Raw genomic sequence first — 16,211 nt, 5'->3', positions numbered from 1 at the left:
CAGCACACCCGCGCAGCAGGACACCCAGGACGGTCCGTGGCGACACCCTCCGCCGTGACGAGAACCGCCGGCCGGCCCCGCCGGACGGTGCGGACCCGGCGCAACACCGAGCTCGCGCTGGTCCTGGCCGCCGTGCTGATCGCCGTCCTCGGCTACGCCGAGGTCGGGGTCAACATCGACGGCACGGTCCCCGCCGACGCGGCCGAGTACGGCGCCGCGCTCGGCGTGCTCGCGCTGCTGGCGCACGCCGTGGTGCGCTGGCGGGCGCGGTACGCCGATCCGCTGCCGCTGCCGATCGGCGTGCTGCTGAACGGGGTCGGACTGGTCGTCATCTACCGGCTGGACCGGGCCACTCCCGGCGGCGGCGCGGCCCCCACCCAGCTGCTCTGGTCCACGCTCGGGGTGGCGCTGTTCATCGCGGTGGTGGTGCTGCTGCGCGACCACAAGCGGCTGCGGCGCTACGCGTACATCGGCGCCCTGGTGGCGCTGGTGCTGCTGGTGCTGCCGATCTTCTTCCCGCCGGTGTACGGCTCGCGGATCTGGATCACCGTCGGACCGCTCTCGTTCCAGCCGGGCGAGTTCGCCAAGATCCTGCTGGCGGTCTTCTTCGCCGCCTACCTGGCGGTCCACCGGGACGCGCTGGCGCTGACCGGCCGCCGGGTGCTCGGGTTCCAGCTGCCGCGCGGGCGGGTGCTCGGGCCGGTCCTGCTGATCTGGGCGGCCTTCGTGGGCGTCCTCGTCCTGGAGACCGACCTCGGCACCTCGCTGCTCTTCTTCGGCCTCTTCGTGGTCATGCTCTACGTGGCGACCGCGCGCAGCGGGTGGATCGCCATCGGGCTGTTCCTGGCCGCGGTGGCCGCGGTCGGGGTCGGCTGGCTCTCGCCGCACGTGCACAGCCGGGTCAACGACTGGCTGAACCCGCTCGGCTCGATCGCCGAGGGCCAGGGCGCCAACCAGATCGCCCAGTCGCTGTTCGCCTTCGCCTGGGGCGGGGAGCTGGGCAGCGGCCTCGGCAACGGGCACTCCGTGCTGATCGGGTTCGCGGCCAAGTCCGACTTCATCCTCGCGACCATCGGCGAGGAGCTGGGGCTGACCGGGCTGATCGCGCTGTTCCTGCTGTACGCGCTGCTGGTCGCCCGGGGCTTTCGCACCGGCATCGCGCTGCGGGACCCGTTCGGCCGGCTGCTCGCGATCGGGCTGGCGTCGATCGTCGGCCTCCAGGTGTTCGTGGTGGCCGGCGGGGTGCTCGACCTCATCCCGCTGACCGGGATGACGCTCCCGTTCGTCGCCCAGGGAGGCTCCTCGGTGGTCACCAACTGGATCATCGTCGCGCTGCTGGTGCGGATGAGCGACATCGCCCGCCGCCCGTCCGCCGGGGAGGTCTGATGGCGCTCGGCCGCTCCCGGGGCGGCGGGCCGCAGGGCCGGCCGGGGATCTCCGTCACCGGCCGCCGGGCGGGCACCTTCTGCCTGCTGCTGACCGTGGCGCTGTGCGTCCAGGCCACCCGGGTCCAGGTGTTCCGGGCCGACGAACTGGACCACAACCCGGCCAACCAGCGGCTCACCATCGAGCGGTACTCCCAGCCGCGCGGCAACCTGCTGGTCGGCGCCGACAGCGTCACCGGCTCCGAGCCCACCGGCGGACGGTACGACTACAAGCGCACCTACACCGACGGCCCGCTGTACGCCGCCGTCACCGGGTACTCCTCGCAGGCCTACGGGAACACCCAGCTGGAGGGGACGGAGGACGACCTGCTCTCCGGGACGGACAGCCGGCTGGCGAGCTGGGCGGTCTGGGACGCCGTCGCCCGCAAGCAGAACCCCGGCGGGGACGTCTACACGACCATCGACCGGGCCGCCCAGCAGGCCGCGATGCGCGGACTCGGCGGGCAGCAGGGCGCGGTCGCCGCGATCGAGCCCGCCACCGGCCGGATCCTGGCGCTGGCCAGCACCCCCTCGTACGACCCGGGCAGCTTCGCGGGCTCGTCCGCGGCCGACCAGGAGGCCTGGAACCGGCTGCAGGCCGACGCCGACCAGCCGATGCTCAACCGGGCGCTGCGCCAGACCTACCCGCCCGGCTCGACCTTCAAGGTGGTCACCGCGGCGGCCGCGCTGCAGCACGGCGTCGTCACGGACCCGGACGCGCCGACCGGCGCGCCCTACCCGTACGTCCTGCCGGGGACCACCACGCCGCTGGTCAACGACACCCCGGCGTGCGACGAGCCGGGGCAGTCGCTGGACACCGCGATGGTCCACAGCTGCAACAGCGTGCTGGGCTACCTCGGGGTGCAGGTCGGGCTGGACCGGATGGTGGAGACGGCCGCGGACTTCGGCTTCAACGACCCGAGGCTGGACGTCCCGGTCCGGCCGGCCCGCTCCAACTTCGACACCCGGATGAACGAGTCCCAGCTGGCGCTCTCCTCGATCGGCCAGTTCGACACGGCGGCCACCCCGCTGGTGATGGCGATGGTCGCGGCCGGGGTCGCCAACAACGGCGCCGTGATGCGTCCACAGCTTGTGGACAAGCTGACCAAGCAGGACGGCACCACCGTGCAGCTGATGCGCCCGGCCGCCTACCGGCAGGCGATGAGCCCGGCGGTGGCCGGGCAGGTGCAGCGGCTGATGACCGACGTGGTGGAGAACGGCACCGGGCGCAACGCGCGGATCGGCGGGGCGGTGGTCGGGGGGAAGACCGGCACCGCCCAGCACGGGGTGGACAACTCCGGGACGCCCTACGCCTGGTTCATCGCCTGGGCCAAGCCGGCCGGCTCCGGCGCGGTGGCGCCGGTGGCGGTCGCGGTCGTGGTCGCGGACAGCGACGCGACCGATGTCACCGGCGGCGCGCTGGCGGCGCCGATCGCCCGGTCGGTGATGCAGGCCGTCCTCGGGCGGTGAGGGGCGGAACGGCCCGTGCGCCGGGAGCACGTCGCTGACCTGCGGCTTAGCGGCTTGGCCCAAGATCCGCCGTTTGCGAAGTGTCCGGTTTGTGCATGCCAGTGCGACGATTCGTACAATGCGCACCGCGCGACTGTTCGTTTGCGACACTGGTGCATTCGCGGGGTACTGTCCCATCTTTGTTCGGTTGGTCCCCGATGGCACCCCACGGCGCGTCGAGTGACCGGCCGCTAGGACACCCTCCCTCGCCCAGCAAGGATCCTCGTTTTGGCCAGCAACGCCCTCGGCGCGCGCCTGTTGCGGCGCAAGCCCGTCTCGACCCTGATCGCCGAGAGCGAGGGCCGCGACGGCCTTCCCGCCGGTGCGCCCGAGGAGGGCGGACGCTCCGGTATCCACCTGCGCCGCACCATCGGCCTCTGGCAGCTGTCCTCGATCGGGATCGGCGCCACCATCGGCACCGGCATCTTCTTCGTGCTCAGCACCGCCGTGCCGTCGGCCGGTCCGGCCGTGATCCTGTCCTTCGTGATCGCCGCGGTCACCGCCGGCCTCACCGCGCTCTGCTACGCCGAGATGGCCTCCGCGATCCCGGTCTCGGGCTCCTCGTACTCGTACGCCTACGCCACCCTCGGCGAGGGCGTCGCGTTCGCGGTCGGCATCTGCCTGCTGATGGAGTACGGCGTCTCGGCCTCCGCGATCGCGGTGAGCTGGGCCGAGTACCTCAACAAGTTCTTCGACCTGGCCTTCGGGTTCAAGATCCCCGAGGCGGTCTCCGGGGCGCCCGACAGCACCCACTGGTTCAACCTGCCGGCCCTGCTGCTGGTCGCGATGGTCTGCACCCTGCTGATCCGCGGCGTCAGCGAGTCGGTGAAGGTCAACGCGGCCATGGTGGGCATCAAGATCCTCATTCTGCTGCTCTTCATCGGGGTCGGCCTGACCGGCTTCCACTCCGGCAACCTGACCCCGTTCATGCCGCTGGGCATCGGCGGCGTCCAGGTGGCGGCCTCCAGCATCTTCTTCTCGTTCATCGGCCTGGACGCCGTGTCCACCGCCGGTGAGGAGGTCAAGAACCCGCGCCGCACCCTGCCGATGGCGATCATCATCTCGCTGGTCGTGGTCACCCTGCTGTACATCCTGGTGGCGCTGGCCGGCATCGGCGCACAGCCCTGGGAGAAGTTCGACGGCCAGGAGGCGGGCCTCGCCCAGATCCTCCAGGACATCACCGGCCAGAGCTGGCCCGCCATCGTCTTCGCGATCGGCGCGATCATCTCGATCTTCAGCATCACCCTCGTGGTGATCTACGGCCAGACCCGCATCCTGTACTCGATGGGCCGCGACGGCATGCTGCCCAAGCGCTTCGCCGAGCTCTCGCCGCGCACCGGCACCCCGGTCTGGAACACCATCGTGGTGGGCCTCGGCGTCGGCGCGCTGGCCGCCTTCATCCCGTTGAACGTCCTGGCCGACATCACCAGCCTGGGCACCCTGATCGCCTTCTCGGTGGTCTCGGTCGGCGTGATCATCCTGCGCCGCACCCAGCCCGACCTGCCGCGCGGCTTCAAGGTGCCCGGCTACCCGGTCGTCCCGCTGGTCAGCGTCGGCTTCTGCATCTACCTGATCACCGGCCTGCACGCCGACACCTTCCGGGCCGGAGCGATCGCCCTGACGCTCGCCGTGGTCGTCTACTTCGGCTACAGCATGAAGCACTCCAAGCTGGAGAAGGCGGCGCGGGCGACCGACGCCACGGCCGGCAACCCGGCCGGCTGAGATTCGCGTACCGAGCACCCGCGGACGGGGCCGTCGAAGGGCGAATGCCACTCGGCGGCCCCGTCCGTGCCACCGCAGACTCCCGGCCCGGAGATGGCGACACGGCGTGGCCCCCGCCCATAACCTTCCACCATGGTGAGCACCCGCACGCCCGGCTACTCCCGCCCGCGCGGCCGCTTCACCGGCCGTGGGGCCGCGCCGGCCCCGCCCGCAGAGGCCGGGCCGCCGACCCGACGAGACCGTCCGCGCGGTACGGCGGCGCCCCGGCCGTTCCCCCGTCAGCGTGGTGACCGGTCCACCGGCACCCCGCCCGATCGGCTGAACCCGACCCGGCTCGCCGCGCTGCGGCGCGTCCAACTGTTCGGCTGCCTGGTGGCGGCCGGCTGGGCGGCGGCCTTCCCGCTCGTGTCGGACCTGCCCAACCAGCGGCTCTGGGGGACCGTCGCGGCCCCCGCGTACGCCCTCGCCGGGCTGTTCTGCCTGACCCTGCCGCGCCGGTGGGCGGCCCGTGCGGCCGCCGGGGTCGCCCTCCTGGGCGCCGTCCTGGTGCCGCTGGCGCTGCTGGCGCTGCAGGGTCGCCACCAGTCCGAGGTGATGGTGGTCGAGCGCTCGGCGCACCTGCTGCTCACCACCGGCAGCCCGTACCTGCCGCACCCGGTGGTGGTCACCGACTACAACCCCTACCTGCCGGCGATGACGCTGTTCGGGATGCCGCGCGCCCTGGTGGGCAGCGGCAATCCGGTGGCGCAGGTGGTGGGGGACGCCCGGATCTGGTTCGCGCTGACCTTCCTGGCCTGCCTGCTGGCCAGCTGGCGGCTGCTGCGGCCGTCCCGGGACCGGGCCCCGTTGCTGCCGCTCGCGGTGCTCACCGCCTCGCCGCTGATCGCGCTGGCCCTGGCGGTCGGCGGGGTGGACCTGCCGCTGATCGGGGTCTGCTGCCTGGCCATGGCCCTCGCCGAACGGGACCGCACCATCGGCGCCGGGCTGGTGCTCGCGCTGGCCTGCACCCTGAAGTGGACGGCCTGGCCGGCGCTGCCGGTGGCCGTCCTGCTGCTGTGGCGGCTCTACGGGCGGCGCCCGGCGGCCCGGGCCGGACTGACCGCGCTCGGCACCGGCCTGCTGGTGATCCTGCCCTCGGTGCTGGTCCGGGCCGACGAGCTGCGCGAACAGGTGGTGCGGTTCCCCCTGGGGCTGACCGCGATCCAGACGCCGGCCGGCAGCCCGCTGCCCGGCAAGGTGCTGGCCGGGTTCGGCCCGACCGGGCACACCGTGTCGCTGGCGCTGATGACGGTGGGCGGGCTGGGGGTGGCGATCTGGCTGCTGGCCCGGCCGCCGGTCTCCGCGATCGCCGCCGCCGACCTGCTGGCGGCGGGGCTGGCGATCGCGTTCATGCTGGCGCCGGCCGGGCGCTTCGGCTACCTGGCGCTGCCGGCCGTCCTGGTGATCTGGCCCCGGCTGGCCGCCCGGCGGTGGACCGGGAGCCCGCCGGTGCCGGCCGGCTGCCTGCTGACCCGGCCGGAGCCGGCGCTGCCCCGGGGCTGACCGCGGGGCGGCGCCGGCCGGGCGTCAGCGGTTGCCGGCCGCCTTGATGACGGCGGCGACGGCCGGGCCCGCCGCGTCGGCGCCGTGGCCACCGGCCTGGACCTCGGCGGCGACGGCGATGTTGCCCCGGTAGGCGGTGAACCAGCTGTTGGTGGTGTCCATCCCGGCGACCTCGGCCGAGCCGGTCTTGGCACCGGCGTTGTCCGAGATGCCGGCCATCGCGGCCTTGGCCGTGCCGTCCTTGGCGGTGGCGGCCATCATCGCCTTCAGCTTGGCGTCGGCGTCCGCGGAGAGGTTGCGGGCGGCCTTCTGCTGCGGCAGGTCGGCGACCAGGATCGGCTGCTTGAACTCACCGCTCTGCACCGTGGCGGTGATCGAGGCGATGGCCAGCGGGTTCATCTGGACCTTGCCCTGGCCGATCGACTGCATGGCCTGCTCGTCCTTGTTGGCGCCCGGGTCCGGCACCCGGCCGTCGACGTTGGGCAGACCGGTCTTCCACTCCAGGCCGATGCCGAAGACGTCCTTCGCGGTGGCACCGAGGGTGGCCGGCTTGAGGCTGGCCAGGCCCTGGTCGATGAAGGCGGTGTTGCAGGAGATCATGAAGTCCTGCTGGAGCGTGTTGTTCGGGTAGGCGTCCGGGAACGAGTTCGGGATCGCCTTCGGGTTACTGCTCTTCACCGGACAGGCGACCGGGGTGTCCGGGTTGACGCCGGCCTCCAGCAGGGCCGCCGAGGTGACGATCTTCATCGTCGAGCCCGGGGCCAGCAGGCCGACGAAGGCCCGGTTCTGGCCGGTGGCCGGCGCGTTGGCGAAGGCCAGCACCTGGCCGGTGCTCGGCTCGATGGCCACGATCGAGCCCTGCTTGCCGCCGAGGTCCGCCATCGCCTTCTCGGCGGCGGCCTGCACGGCGTTGTCGATGGTGACCTTGAACGGCTTGGCCGGCTTCGGCTCGACGATGGTGAACAGCTTGTCGGTGACGCCCTTGCCGGCCGCGTCGGTGATCACCACGCCGCTTCCGGCGTCGCTCTGGTCCTTGGTCGGGTCGGCCTGGAGGAGCTTGCGGGCGTTGTCCTGGAGGGTCGAGATCAGCGCCGGGGTGATCGAGGCGCCCTGCAGCGCCTTGCCGTTGCGGTCGACCACGTTGCCCGCGGGGGCGAAGACCGGCTGGGTGGCGATCACCTCGCCCGCGGTCAGGTGCGGGTGGATCACCGACGGGGCCCAGTGCACGGCCGGGGTGTTGTCGCTCATCTTCACGACGCCCAGGAAGCCGTTGTAGTCCCAGACCCGGTTGGTGCCCTCGAACTCGGCGCGGGCCTTGAAGCCCATCAGCACGCCGGAGGGGGCGGCGGAGGCGGAGGCCGACGGCGACTCGGTGCCCGCCGCGGTCGGCGCCGCGGAGCCGGTGGCGGCCGCGGGCTTGGCGCCCGGCGAGGGCGTGCCGGTCGCGGAGGCGAAGGCGGCGGGGGTGGCCGGGCCGGACGGCGCGAGGGTCAGCGCGCTGGGCTTGACCTGGTCCTTGAACGCGGTCAGCGCGGCGGTCGCGGCCGCCGGGTCGTCGGTCAGCCCGGCCGCCTTGGCGATGTCACCGGCGGCCCAGGCCTCCAGGAAGTCCTTGGCCCCGGCCGCGGCCTGCTCGGCGCTGGGAGGCTCGGCGACCACCGTGCGGGCCTTCTTGGCCTCGGCGGTGTCGGAGCCGCCCGACCCGACGAGGCTGTAGGCCCCGTACCCGCCGCCCGCGAGCACGGCGACGGAAACGCCGGTGATGATGCCGATCTTGGCGCCTCTGCGCATGGTGCTGTTCCCCCAAGGGTCTGGCGACTGGCCGCAGCCGGAGGTGGCCGGATACGCGTTCGGTGACCAGCCTAGGCAGCCGAACTCGGTGCGCCGACGAAACGCCCGGGTCTTGTGACGGATCTGGTACGTGTCGCGCACCACGTCGGCACGGTTCCCGCCCCGGGGCCGTCAGATCCAGGTGTTGAACCACATCCGCTTGCGCCAGTCGTCCATCGGGATCGTCTGCCCGGTGTACAGCGGGTAGAAGAAGAGGAAGTTCCAGACGATCAGCAGCACCAGCAGCCCGGCCGCCGCGGAACCGATGATCCGCCGGTCGCGGGACGCCCCGGCCGGCCCGATCAGGGCGCCGACCAGCATGGTCACGGCGAGCACCAGGAATGGCACGAAGGCCACCGCGTAGAACAGGAAGATGGTCCGCTGCTGGTAGGCGAACCAGGGGAGGTAGCCGGCGGCCAGGCCGCAGAGCACCGCGCCGGCCCGCCAGTCGCGCCGGGCGGCCCAGCGCCACAGGCAGTACACCAGCGCCACCACGCCGGCCCACCAGAGCAGCGGGGTCCCGATGCCCAGCACCTCGCGGGCGCAGTCGCTCGCGGTGCAGCCGGCCTGGCCCTGCTTCGGGGACTCGTAGAAGAAGGAGACCGGTCGGCCGAGCACCAGCCAGCTCCACGGGTTGGACTGGTAGGTGTGCGGATCGCTCAGGTGGGTGTGGAAGTCGTACACCGTGGAGTGGTAGTGCCAGAGCGCCCGCAGGCCCTCCGGGATCCACGGGAACGCGGTGTCCCGGCCGACCGCCCAGTCCCGGCCGTAGCCGCCCCGGCCGGGCACGGTGCTGCTGGCGAACCAGCCCCACCAGGAGGTCACGTAGACCACCGCGGAGACCACCACGACCGAGACGAAGGCCGGCACCACGTCCCGGACCAGCGTCCACAGGTACGGGCGGCCGGCGCCCGCCAGCCGGCGCGAACCGGCGTCCCAGAGCACGGTCAGCACACCGAAGGCGGCGGCCACGTACAGGCCGCTCCACTTGGTCGCGCAGGTCAGGCCGACGCAGACGCCGGCCGCGATCCGGTACGGGCGCCAGCCGAGGTTCAGCCGCTGGGCCAGGGCGGAGTCCGCCACACCGCCCAGGCGCGCGACGATCCTCGCCCGGGTGCGGTCGCGGTCCAGCAGCAGGAAGCCGAACGCGGCGAGGATCCAGAACATCACCACCAGGTCCAGCAGCGCCGCCCGGCTGAGCACGAAGTGCAGGCCGTCCACGGCGAGCAGCAGACCGGCGACGCAGCCCAGCAGGGTCGAGCGGAACAGCCGGCGGGCGATCCGGGCCACCATCAGGATCGACAGCGTGCCGAGCAGCGCCACCGCGAACCGCCAGCCGAAGGGGTTCATCCCGAACAGCTGCTCGCCCGCGCCGATGATCCACTTGCCGACCGGCGGATGGACCACGTAGCTCGGGTCCGGCCGGTACGGCACCGCCGACCCCGCCATGATCTGCTCGTTGGCGCCGTCCGGCCAGCTGATCTCGTAGCCGCCGTGCCAGAGCGCGTACGCGTCCTTGGCGTAGTACGTCTCGTCGAAGATGATCGCGTTCGGCTCGCCGAGGCCGCTGAACCGGAGCAGTCCGCCGAACAGGGCCACCAGGAGCGGGCCGAGCCAGCCGGCCCAGCGGCAGAGCCAGGACCAGAGCGGCGCCGGCACGGCTGCGCCGAGCCGCAGCAGGACCGGCGAGGGGGCGACCCGGGCCGGCGTCACGCCCGGGCCGTCCGGCATCGGCGGCACCAGCCGCTCGGCGAGCGTGGCCTTCGGCGGCGGCGTGTAGCCGTGCCGGGCCAGGCGCCGCAGCCAGGACGGATCCGGGCGCTCCTCCTCCCCGGACGCGCGCGGGGCGGGGACGGCGGGGGACGCCTGGTCCGTCAGGACCGGCACGCCGACGCCACCCTGCGCGGTGTGGTCTGTACCAGTGGGCGTCTGCGCCGCCGTGTCGCCGTTCATCCGCCACATCGTAGGGGCGCTTCCTTCGGGGAGGACGGCTCCCTCCGAAGCTGCCCGAATCGTCACCAAAAACACCCGGGGCCCGGTTACTGCAAGGATGGGGCCCGTGACAGGAGTACTCGTTCTCGCAGGCACCCCCATCGGCGACGTCTCGGACGCCCCGCCCCGGCTGCTCACCGAGCTGGCCACGGCGGACGTGATCGCGGCCGAGGACACCCGGCGGCTGCGCCGGCTCACCCAGGCGCTCGGGGTGACCCCGGCCGGGCGGGTGCTCTCCTACTTCGAGGGCAACGAGGTCGGCCGCACCCCCGAGCTGGTCGAGGCGCTGCTGGGCGGCGCCCGGGTGCTGCTGGTGACCGACGCCGGGATGCCGTCCGTCTCCGACCCCGGCTACCGGCTGGTGGCCGCCGCGGTGGCCGCCGACGTCAAGGTCACCGCGGTGCCCGGTCCGTCCGCGGTGCTCACCGCGCTGGCGCTGTCCGGCCTGCCGGTGGACCGCTTCACCTTCGAGGGCTTCCTGCCGCGCAAGACCGGGGACCGGGCGCGCCAGCTGGCCACGGTCGCCGCCGAGCCGCGCACCATGGTCTTCTTCGAGGCCCCGCACCGGATCGCCGAGACGCTGGCCGCGATGGCCCTCGCGTTCGGCGCCGACCGCCCCGCCGCGGTCTGCCGCGAGCTGACCAAGACCTACGAGGAGATCAAGCGGGGCCCGCTCGGCGAGCTGGCGCAGTGGGCCGCCGACGGGGTCCGGGGCGAGATCACCGTGGTGGTCGCGGGCGCCCCGCCGGCCGCCCCGGCCGAGCTGACCCCGGCCGAGCTGGCCCGCCGGGTGGCTGTCCGGGAGGAGGCCGGGGAGCGCCGCAAGGAGGCCATCGCGGCGGTCGCGGCGGAGCTGGCGCTGCCCAAGCGGGAGGTGTTCGACGCGGTGGTGGCGGCCAAGAACACGCCGGCCGGGCCGGCCTGAAAGCCGCAGGTGCCGGGGGTGACGGGGGCGCGTACCTTGGAGTGAAGGCCCCGGTAAACGCCCGCCGAGCTGAAGCTTTGGCCGTGGTTTTCGGTCAGGATCCACCCTTTCGTATAGGGATTCCCAATCCGCGTCCAAGTCTTCACAAGAGGGGCATCGGCCGGGGCGGTCCGGGCATTTCCTGGGATGGAAAGACCCAGCCGGGCGAGCGCCCGGCGGGCGCTGGGAGACTGCTATGAGCGAGACGATCGGTAGCCCCCGCGGTGGCAATGCGCTGAGCGACCCCGGCCTGACCGGCCGGCCGCAGACCCCTGTCGAGACCGTCCGGGAGGCCTACTCCTTCGCCTGCCTGAGCTGCGGATACGGCTGGGAGCAGGCGTACGACATCGAGCACCACATGGCCCGGGACGGGCACGTCGTGTTCGAGTACCACGCCAACGGTGTCCGGGTGCCGTCGCCGCTGCTCAAGCCGACCTGCCCGGGCTGCGGCGGCCACACCGTCCGGATCATGCGCGAGGGCCGGGTGGCCAGCGCGGACAAGTCCTGGCAGCACGCCCCGGGCTACTCGGCGCACGCCGAGCCGGCCGGTGCCCTGCCGGTGGCCGCGCCCGCCGCGCCGCGCGGACGCCTGGCCCGGCTCTGGGCGCGCGTGACGGGCTGACCCCGGGAGGACGGTTCGGCGGCCGGTCGGCGGACCGACGGCCGGACGACCCGGCGGAGCGGGAGCCGACCGGGGACCGGCGCGAGGCGCCGACGGGCGGGCGGCGCCGGCCCCGGTGGGCACGGGTCGAGGGCCGCCCCCGTACCCGATTAAGCTTGCCGACCATGGCGGCCACTGCAGAACACAGCACCACCGGGGACGCGACCCCGGCGTACTACGTCACCACCCCGATCTACTACGTCAACGATCGCCCGCACCTGGGCCACGCCTACACCACCGTGGCGGGCGACGTGCTGACCCGCTGGCACCGCCAGCGCGGCGAGAAGGTCTGGTACCTGACCGGCACCGACGAGCACGGTCAGAAGATCCTGCGTACCGCCGAGGCCAACGGCGTCACCCCGCAGGAGTGGTGCGACAAGCTGGTCGAGGAGGCGTGGAAGCCGCTCTGGCAGCACCTGGAGATCGCCAACGACGACTTCATCCGCACCACCCAGGAGCGGCACACCGACCGGGTGCAGGAGTTCGTCCAGGACCTCTACGACAAGGGCGAGATCTACAAGGGCGGCTACTCCGGCCCGTACTGCGTCGGCTGCGAGGAGTACAAGCTCCCCGCCGAGCTGCTGGACGGCGCCACCGAGGGCGAGAAGCTCTGCGCCGTGCACAAGCGGCCGGTCGAGTGGCTTGAGGAGGAGAACTACTTCTTCCGGCTCTCCGCCTACGGCCCGAAGCTGCTGGAGTTCTACGCCGCGAACCCGGACTTCATCCAGCCCGCCACGGCCCGCAACGAGGTGCTGCGCTTCGTCGAGCAGGACCTCAAGGACCTCTCGATCTCCCGCTCGACCTTCAACTGGGGCGTGCCGCTGCCCTGGGACGAGAAGCACGTCCTCTACGTCTGGGTCGACGCGCTGCAGAACTACATCACCGCGGCCGGCTACGGCACCGACCCGGAGCGCTTCGCCGAGCTCTGGCCGGCCTCCGTGCACCTGGTCGGCAAGGACATCCTGCGGTTCCACGCGGTGATCTGGCCGGCCATGCTGATGGCCGCCGGACTGCCGCTGCCCAAGCGGGTCGTCGCCAACGGCTGGCTGATGGTCGGCGGCGAGAAGATGTCCAAGTCCAACCTGACCGGCATCGCCCCGCAGGACCTCACCTCGCACTTCGGCGTGGACGCCTACCGCTACTACTTCCTGCGGGCCATCCCGTTCGGCACCGACGGCTCGTTCTCCTGGGAGGACTTCACCGCCCGGTACACCTCCGAGCTGGCCAACGACTTCGGCAACCTGGCCTCCCGGGTGGCGGCCATGGTCGGCAAGTACTTCGACGGGGCGCTGCCGGCCTCGCCGGCCCACGGCCCGGCCGAGCAGGCCGTCGCGGACGGCCTGACGGCGGCGGTCGCGACCGCCGACCGGAAGATCGGCGAGGAGCTGGACTTCGCCGGCGGCCTCGCGGCGGTCTTCGAGTTCGTCAAGCAGGTCAACGGCTACCTCACCGAGCAGGCGCCCTGGAAGGTCGCCAAGGACGAGTCCGAGGAGGGCCGGGCGCGCCTCGCGACCATCCTCTACACCGCCGCCGAGGCGCTGCGGGCCACCGCCGTGCTGCTCAACCCGGTGATGCCGGCCACCGCCGAGAAGCTCTGGGTCTCGCTCGGGGCCGAGGCCGCCGGTCTCGGCGCGCTGTCCGCGCAGACCGTCGCCACCGCGGCGGACTGGGGCCGGCTGCCCGCCGGCGCCACCGTCACCAAGGGCGAGATCCTGTTCCCGCGCCTCGAAGAGAAGCCCGCCGCCTGATGGCGAAGAAGGACGACGACCGGTCGACGCCACCGCCGCTGCCCGCCCCGCTGGCGGTGGCGGTCGCCGACTCGCACACCCACCTGGACATGCAGTCCGGCACCCCCGCCGAGGGCCTGGCGCGCGCCGCCTCCGTCGGCGTCACCACCGTCGTCCAGGTGGGCTGCGACGTGCCCGGCTCGCGCTGGGCCGCCGATCTGGCGGCCGAGTTCGAGCAGGTGCACGCGGCCGTCGCCCTGCACCCCAACGAGGCGCCGCGGATCTTCCTCGGCGACCCGGACGGCTGGTCCGGGCAGCAGCGCCCGGCCGGCGGCGCCGCCGCGCTCGACGCCGCCCTCGCCGAGATCGACGCGCTCGCCGCGCTGCCGCAGGTCCGCGCCGTGGGCGAGACCGGCCTGGACTACTTCCGGACCGGTCCCGAGGGCGTGGAGATCCAGAAGGAGTCGTTCCGCCGGCACATCGAGATGGCCAAGCGGCACGACAAGGCCCTGGTGATCCACGACCGGGACGCCCACGAGGACGTCATCGCGGTGCTGCTGGCGGAGGGCGCCCCCGAGCGGACCGTCTTCCACTGCTACTCCGGCGACGCCGCGATGGCCAGGACCTGCGCCGAGCACGGCTGGTACCTGTCCTTCGCCGGACCGGTCACCTTCAAGGCCAACCAGCCGCTGCGGGACGCCCTCGCCGCCACCCCGCCGGACCGCGTGCTGGTCGAGACCGACGCGCCCTTCCTCACCCCGCACCCGTACCGGGGCCGCCCCAACGCGCCGTACCTGATCCCGGTCACCGTCCGCTCGATGGCCGCGACGCTGGGGCTGCACGAGGACGAGCTGGCCACCGCCATCGCGGCGAACACGGCCAGGGTTTTCGGGTACTGAGCCGACCGGACCGGGCGTTCCGCCGGGCCATGCGCGCCGCCGCACCCGGTGGTGAGCGCCCCCGCCGCGGTGGCCGAACCCCGGGGGCTCCCCGCGCCCGTATCCTTGGCGCGTGAGCACCACCGATCCCACCTCTGACATCCACCTGCTGGGCGCCGCCGACGTGCGGGAGCTGGCCGCCGCGTTCGGTGTGAAGCCGACCAAGCAGCGCGGGCAGAACTTCGTCATCGACGGCAACACCGTCCGGCGGATCGTCCGGGCGGGCGGGGTGACGGCCGAGGACTCCGTGGTGGAGGTCGGCCCCGGGCTCGGGTCGCTGACGCTGGCGCTGCTGGAGGTCGCGCGGCACGTCACCGCGGTCGAGATCGACCCGGTGCTGGCGCGGCACCTGCCGGACACCGTCGCCGCCCGGCTGCCCGGCAAGGCGGACGCCTTCGACCTGGTACTCAGCGACGCCATGGAGGTCACCGAGCTGCCCGGCCCGCCGCCCACCGCGCTGGTCGCCAACCTGCCCTACAACGTGGCCGTCCCCGTGCTGCTGCACATGCTGGCGACCTTCCCCAGCATCGAGCGCACCCTGGTGATGGTGCAGAGCGAGGTCGCCGACCGGCTCGCCGCCAAGCCCGGCAACAAGGTGTACGGCGTCCCCTCGGTCAAGGCCAACTGGTACGCCGAGGTGAAGCGGGCCGGCGCCATCGGGCGCAACGTGTTCTGGCCCGCGCCGAACGTCGACTCCGGGCTCGTCTCGCTGATCCGCCGCGATCCGCCGCGGACCACCGCGAGCCGCACCGAGGTGTTCGCCGTCGTCGACGCCGCGTTCGCCCAGCGCCGCAAGACCCTGCGCGCCGCCCTCGCCGGCTGGGCCGGCTCCCCGGCCGCGGCCGAGCAGGCGCTCGCCGGCGCCGGCATCGACCACAAGCTGCGCGGCGAGATGCTGACGGTGGAGCAGTTCGCCGCCATCGCCGAGCACAAGCCCGTGAAGCCGGAGTCCGAGTGATCACGGTACGCGTCCCCGCCAAGGTCAACGTCCAGCTGGGAGTCGGCGGGCTGCGCGCCGACGGCTTCCACGACCTGGCCAACGTCTTCTTCGCGGTCGCCCTCGGCGACGAGGTGACGGCGAGCGCCGCCGGGCCGGGCGAGGGCGTCACCCTCACCTGCTCCGGCCCCGACGCGGCCGCCGTCCCGCTCGACGACAGCAACCTCGCCGCCCGCGCGGCCCGGCTGCTCGCCGCCCGGCACGGCCTCGGCGAGCCGGACGTGCGGCTGCACATCGCCAAGGCCATCCCGGTGGCCGGCGGGATGGCCGGCGGCAGCGCCGACGGCGCCGCCGCCCTGGTGGCCTGCGACGCGCTGTGGGAGCTCGGCACCCCCGCCGGGACGCTGCTGGAACTGGCCGCCGAACTCGGCTCCGACGTGCCGTTCGCCCTCCTCGGCGGCGTCGCCCTGGGCCGGGGACGCGGCGAGATCCTGGACCCGCTGCCCGTCACCGGGACCTTCCACTGGGTCTTCGCCGTCGCCGACGGCGGACTCTCCACCCCCGCCGTCTTCCGCGAGTGCGACCGCCTCCGGGAGGAGGCCGGCACCGGCTCCGGCGACACCGAGGTGCCCACCCCCGACGCCGACCCCGCCCTGCTCGCCGCCCTCGCCGACGGTGACCCCGTCGCGCTGGCCGGTGCGCTCGCCAACGACCTCCAGCCGGCCGCCCTCTCGCTGCGCCCGTCGCTCGCCGCGACCCTGCGGGCCGGCACCGAGGCCGGCGCCCTCGGCGCCCTGGTCTCCGGCTCCGGCCCCACCTGCGCCTTCCTGGCCAAGGACGCCGAGGCGGCGGCCGCCGTCGCCGAGGCCCTGCGCGCGTCCGGCACCTGCCGCACCGCGCACGCGACGTACGGCCCGGTCCCGGGGGCTGGCGTACTGCCGTAGCGGGCCCCGCCGGCATCCCCG

Annotated in this window: 12 protein-coding genes; 10 read left to right on the top strand and 2 right to left on the bottom strand. The window is 73.5% G+C overall.

The features are described from left to right. Window positions 1-54: 54 nt before the first annotated feature. The 4 genes from ABZ497_RS06115 (at window position 55) to ABZ497_RS06100 (ending at window position 6,197) form a co-directional block, all read left to right on the top strand. Entirely contained in the window at window positions 55-1,386 is a 1,332-nt protein-coding gene (locus ABZ497_RS06115) for an FtsW/RodA/SpoVE family cell cycle protein (protein WP_359803717.1), read from the top strand. Next, window positions 1,386-2,894: a penicillin-binding transpeptidase domain-containing protein gene (locus tag ABZ497_RS06110; RefSeq protein WP_359803715.1), complete on the top strand. Its 1,509-nt coding sequence runs from the start codon at window positions 1,386-1,388 to the stop codon at window positions 2,892-2,894. The genes ABZ497_RS06115 and ABZ497_RS06110 overlap by 1 nt, the downstream gene beginning before the upstream one ends. A 267-nt stretch (window positions 2,895-3,161) precedes the next feature. After that, complete coding sequence (locus ABZ497_RS06105) at window positions 3,162-4,655, top strand: amino acid permease (RefSeq protein ID WP_359803713.1); 1,494 nt, start codon at window positions 3,162-3,164, stop codon at window positions 4,653-4,655. A gap of 132 nt (window positions 4,656-4,787) precedes the next feature. Beyond that, complete coding sequence (locus tag ABZ497_RS06100; RefSeq protein WP_359803711.1) at window positions 4,788-6,197, top strand: glycosyltransferase 87 family protein; 1,410 nt, start codon at window positions 4,788-4,790, stop codon at window positions 6,195-6,197. Window positions 6,198-6,221: 24 nt separating this feature from the next. Here the strand turns inward: ABZ497_RS06100 and ABZ497_RS06095 are convergent, their stop codons facing one another. Both ABZ497_RS06095 and ABZ497_RS06090 read right to left on the bottom strand, forming a co-directional pair. Then, a complete protein-coding gene (locus ABZ497_RS06095; protein WP_329489292.1) occupies window positions 6,222-7,988 on the bottom strand; it encodes a penicillin-binding transpeptidase domain-containing protein in 1,767 nt (588 codons plus the stop codon). 171 nt (window positions 7,989-8,159) lie between these two features. Further along, window positions 8,160-9,980 carry a phospholipid carrier-dependent glycosyltransferase gene (locus ABZ497_RS06090; RefSeq protein WP_359803709.1) on the bottom strand — a complete coding sequence of 607 codons (1,821 nt, stop codon included), beginning with the start codon at window positions 9,978-9,980 and terminating at the stop codon, window positions 8,160-8,162. Window positions 9,981-10,077: 97 nt separating this feature from the next. Here ABZ497_RS06090 and rsmI point away from each other — a divergent pair, with 97 nt between their 5' ends. The 6 genes from rsmI (at window position 10,078) to ABZ497_RS06060 (ending at window position 16,190) form a co-directional block, all read left to right on the top strand. Continuing rightward, a complete protein-coding gene (gene rsmI, locus ABZ497_RS06085) occupies window positions 10,078-10,944 on the top strand; it encodes a 16S rRNA (cytidine(1402)-2'-O)-methyltransferase (protein ID WP_329489294.1) in 867 nt (288 codons plus the stop codon). A 235-nt stretch (window positions 10,945-11,179) separates the two neighbouring features. Further along, the gene (locus ABZ497_RS06080) at window positions 11,180-11,605 is read left to right on the top strand and encodes a hypothetical protein (RefSeq protein WP_359803706.1); all 426 of its coding nucleotides are present in this window, start codon (window positions 11,180-11,182) and stop codon (window positions 11,603-11,605) included. Window positions 11,606-11,769: 164 nt separating this feature from the next. Further along, window positions 11,770-13,392 carry a methionine--tRNA ligase gene (gene metG, locus ABZ497_RS06075; protein ID WP_359803704.1) on the top strand — a complete coding sequence of 541 codons (1,623 nt, stop codon included), beginning with the start codon at window positions 11,770-11,772 and terminating at the stop codon, window positions 13,390-13,392. Next, window positions 13,392-14,270, top strand: coding sequence for a TatD family hydrolase (locus ABZ497_RS06070; protein WP_359803702.1), 879 nt, complete (start codon window positions 13,392-13,394; stop codon window positions 14,268-14,270). The genes metG and ABZ497_RS06070 overlap by 1 nt, the downstream gene beginning before the upstream one ends. 112 nt (window positions 14,271-14,382) lie before the next feature. After that, a complete protein-coding gene (gene rsmA / locus ABZ497_RS06065) occupies window positions 14,383-15,267 on the top strand; it encodes a 16S rRNA (adenine(1518)-N(6)/adenine(1519)-N(6))-dimethyltransferase RsmA (protein WP_329489298.1) in 885 nt (294 codons plus the stop codon). Then, window positions 15,264-16,190 (top strand): 4-(cytidine 5'-diphospho)-2-C-methyl-D-erythritol kinase, encoded by a 927-nt coding sequence (locus tag ABZ497_RS06060; protein WP_359803700.1) that lies wholly within the window; start codon window positions 15,264-15,266, stop codon window positions 16,188-16,190. The genes rsmA and ABZ497_RS06060 overlap by 4 nt, the downstream gene beginning before the upstream one ends. The last annotated feature ends 21 nt before the right edge of the window (window positions 16,191-16,211 follow it).

It is taken from the genome of Kitasatospora sp. NPDC005751 (genome assembly GCF_040630835.1).
Classification (GTDB): Bacteria; Actinomycetota; Actinomycetes; order Streptomycetales; family Streptomycetaceae; genus Kitasatospora.
Note: the sequence above shows the minus strand (reverse complement) of the source record. Positions and strands in the feature narration are given on the sequence as shown.

Coding starts and splice junctions, on each gene's coding strand:
- ABZ497_RS06110 (WP_359803715.1), top strand. CDS start 1,386: ATGGCGCTCGGCCGCTCCCGGGGCGGCGGGCCGCAGGGCCGGCCGGGG.
- ABZ497_RS06100 (WP_359803711.1), top strand. CDS start 4,788: ATGGTGAGCACCCGCACGCCCGGCTACTCCCGCCCGCGCGGCCGCTTC.
- ABZ497_RS06095 (WP_329489292.1), bottom strand. CDS start 7,988: ATGCGCAGAGGCGCCAAGATCGGCATCATCACCGGCGTTTCCGTCGCC.
- ABZ497_RS06090 (WP_359803709.1), bottom strand. CDS start 9,980: ATGAACGGCGACACGGCGGCGCAGACGCCCACTGGTACAGACCACACC.
- rsmI (WP_329489294.1), top strand. CDS start 10,078: ATGGGGCCCGTGACAGGAGTACTCGTTCTCGCAGGCACCCCCATCGGC.
- ABZ497_RS06080 (WP_359803706.1), top strand. CDS start 11,180: ATGAGCGAGACGATCGGTAGCCCCCGCGGTGGCAATGCGCTGAGCGAC.
- metG (WP_359803704.1), top strand. CDS start 11,770: ATGGCGGCCACTGCAGAACACAGCACCACCGGGGACGCGACCCCGGCG.
- ABZ497_RS06070 (WP_359803702.1), top strand. CDS start 13,392: ATGGCGAAGAAGGACGACGACCGGTCGACGCCACCGCCGCTGCCCGCC.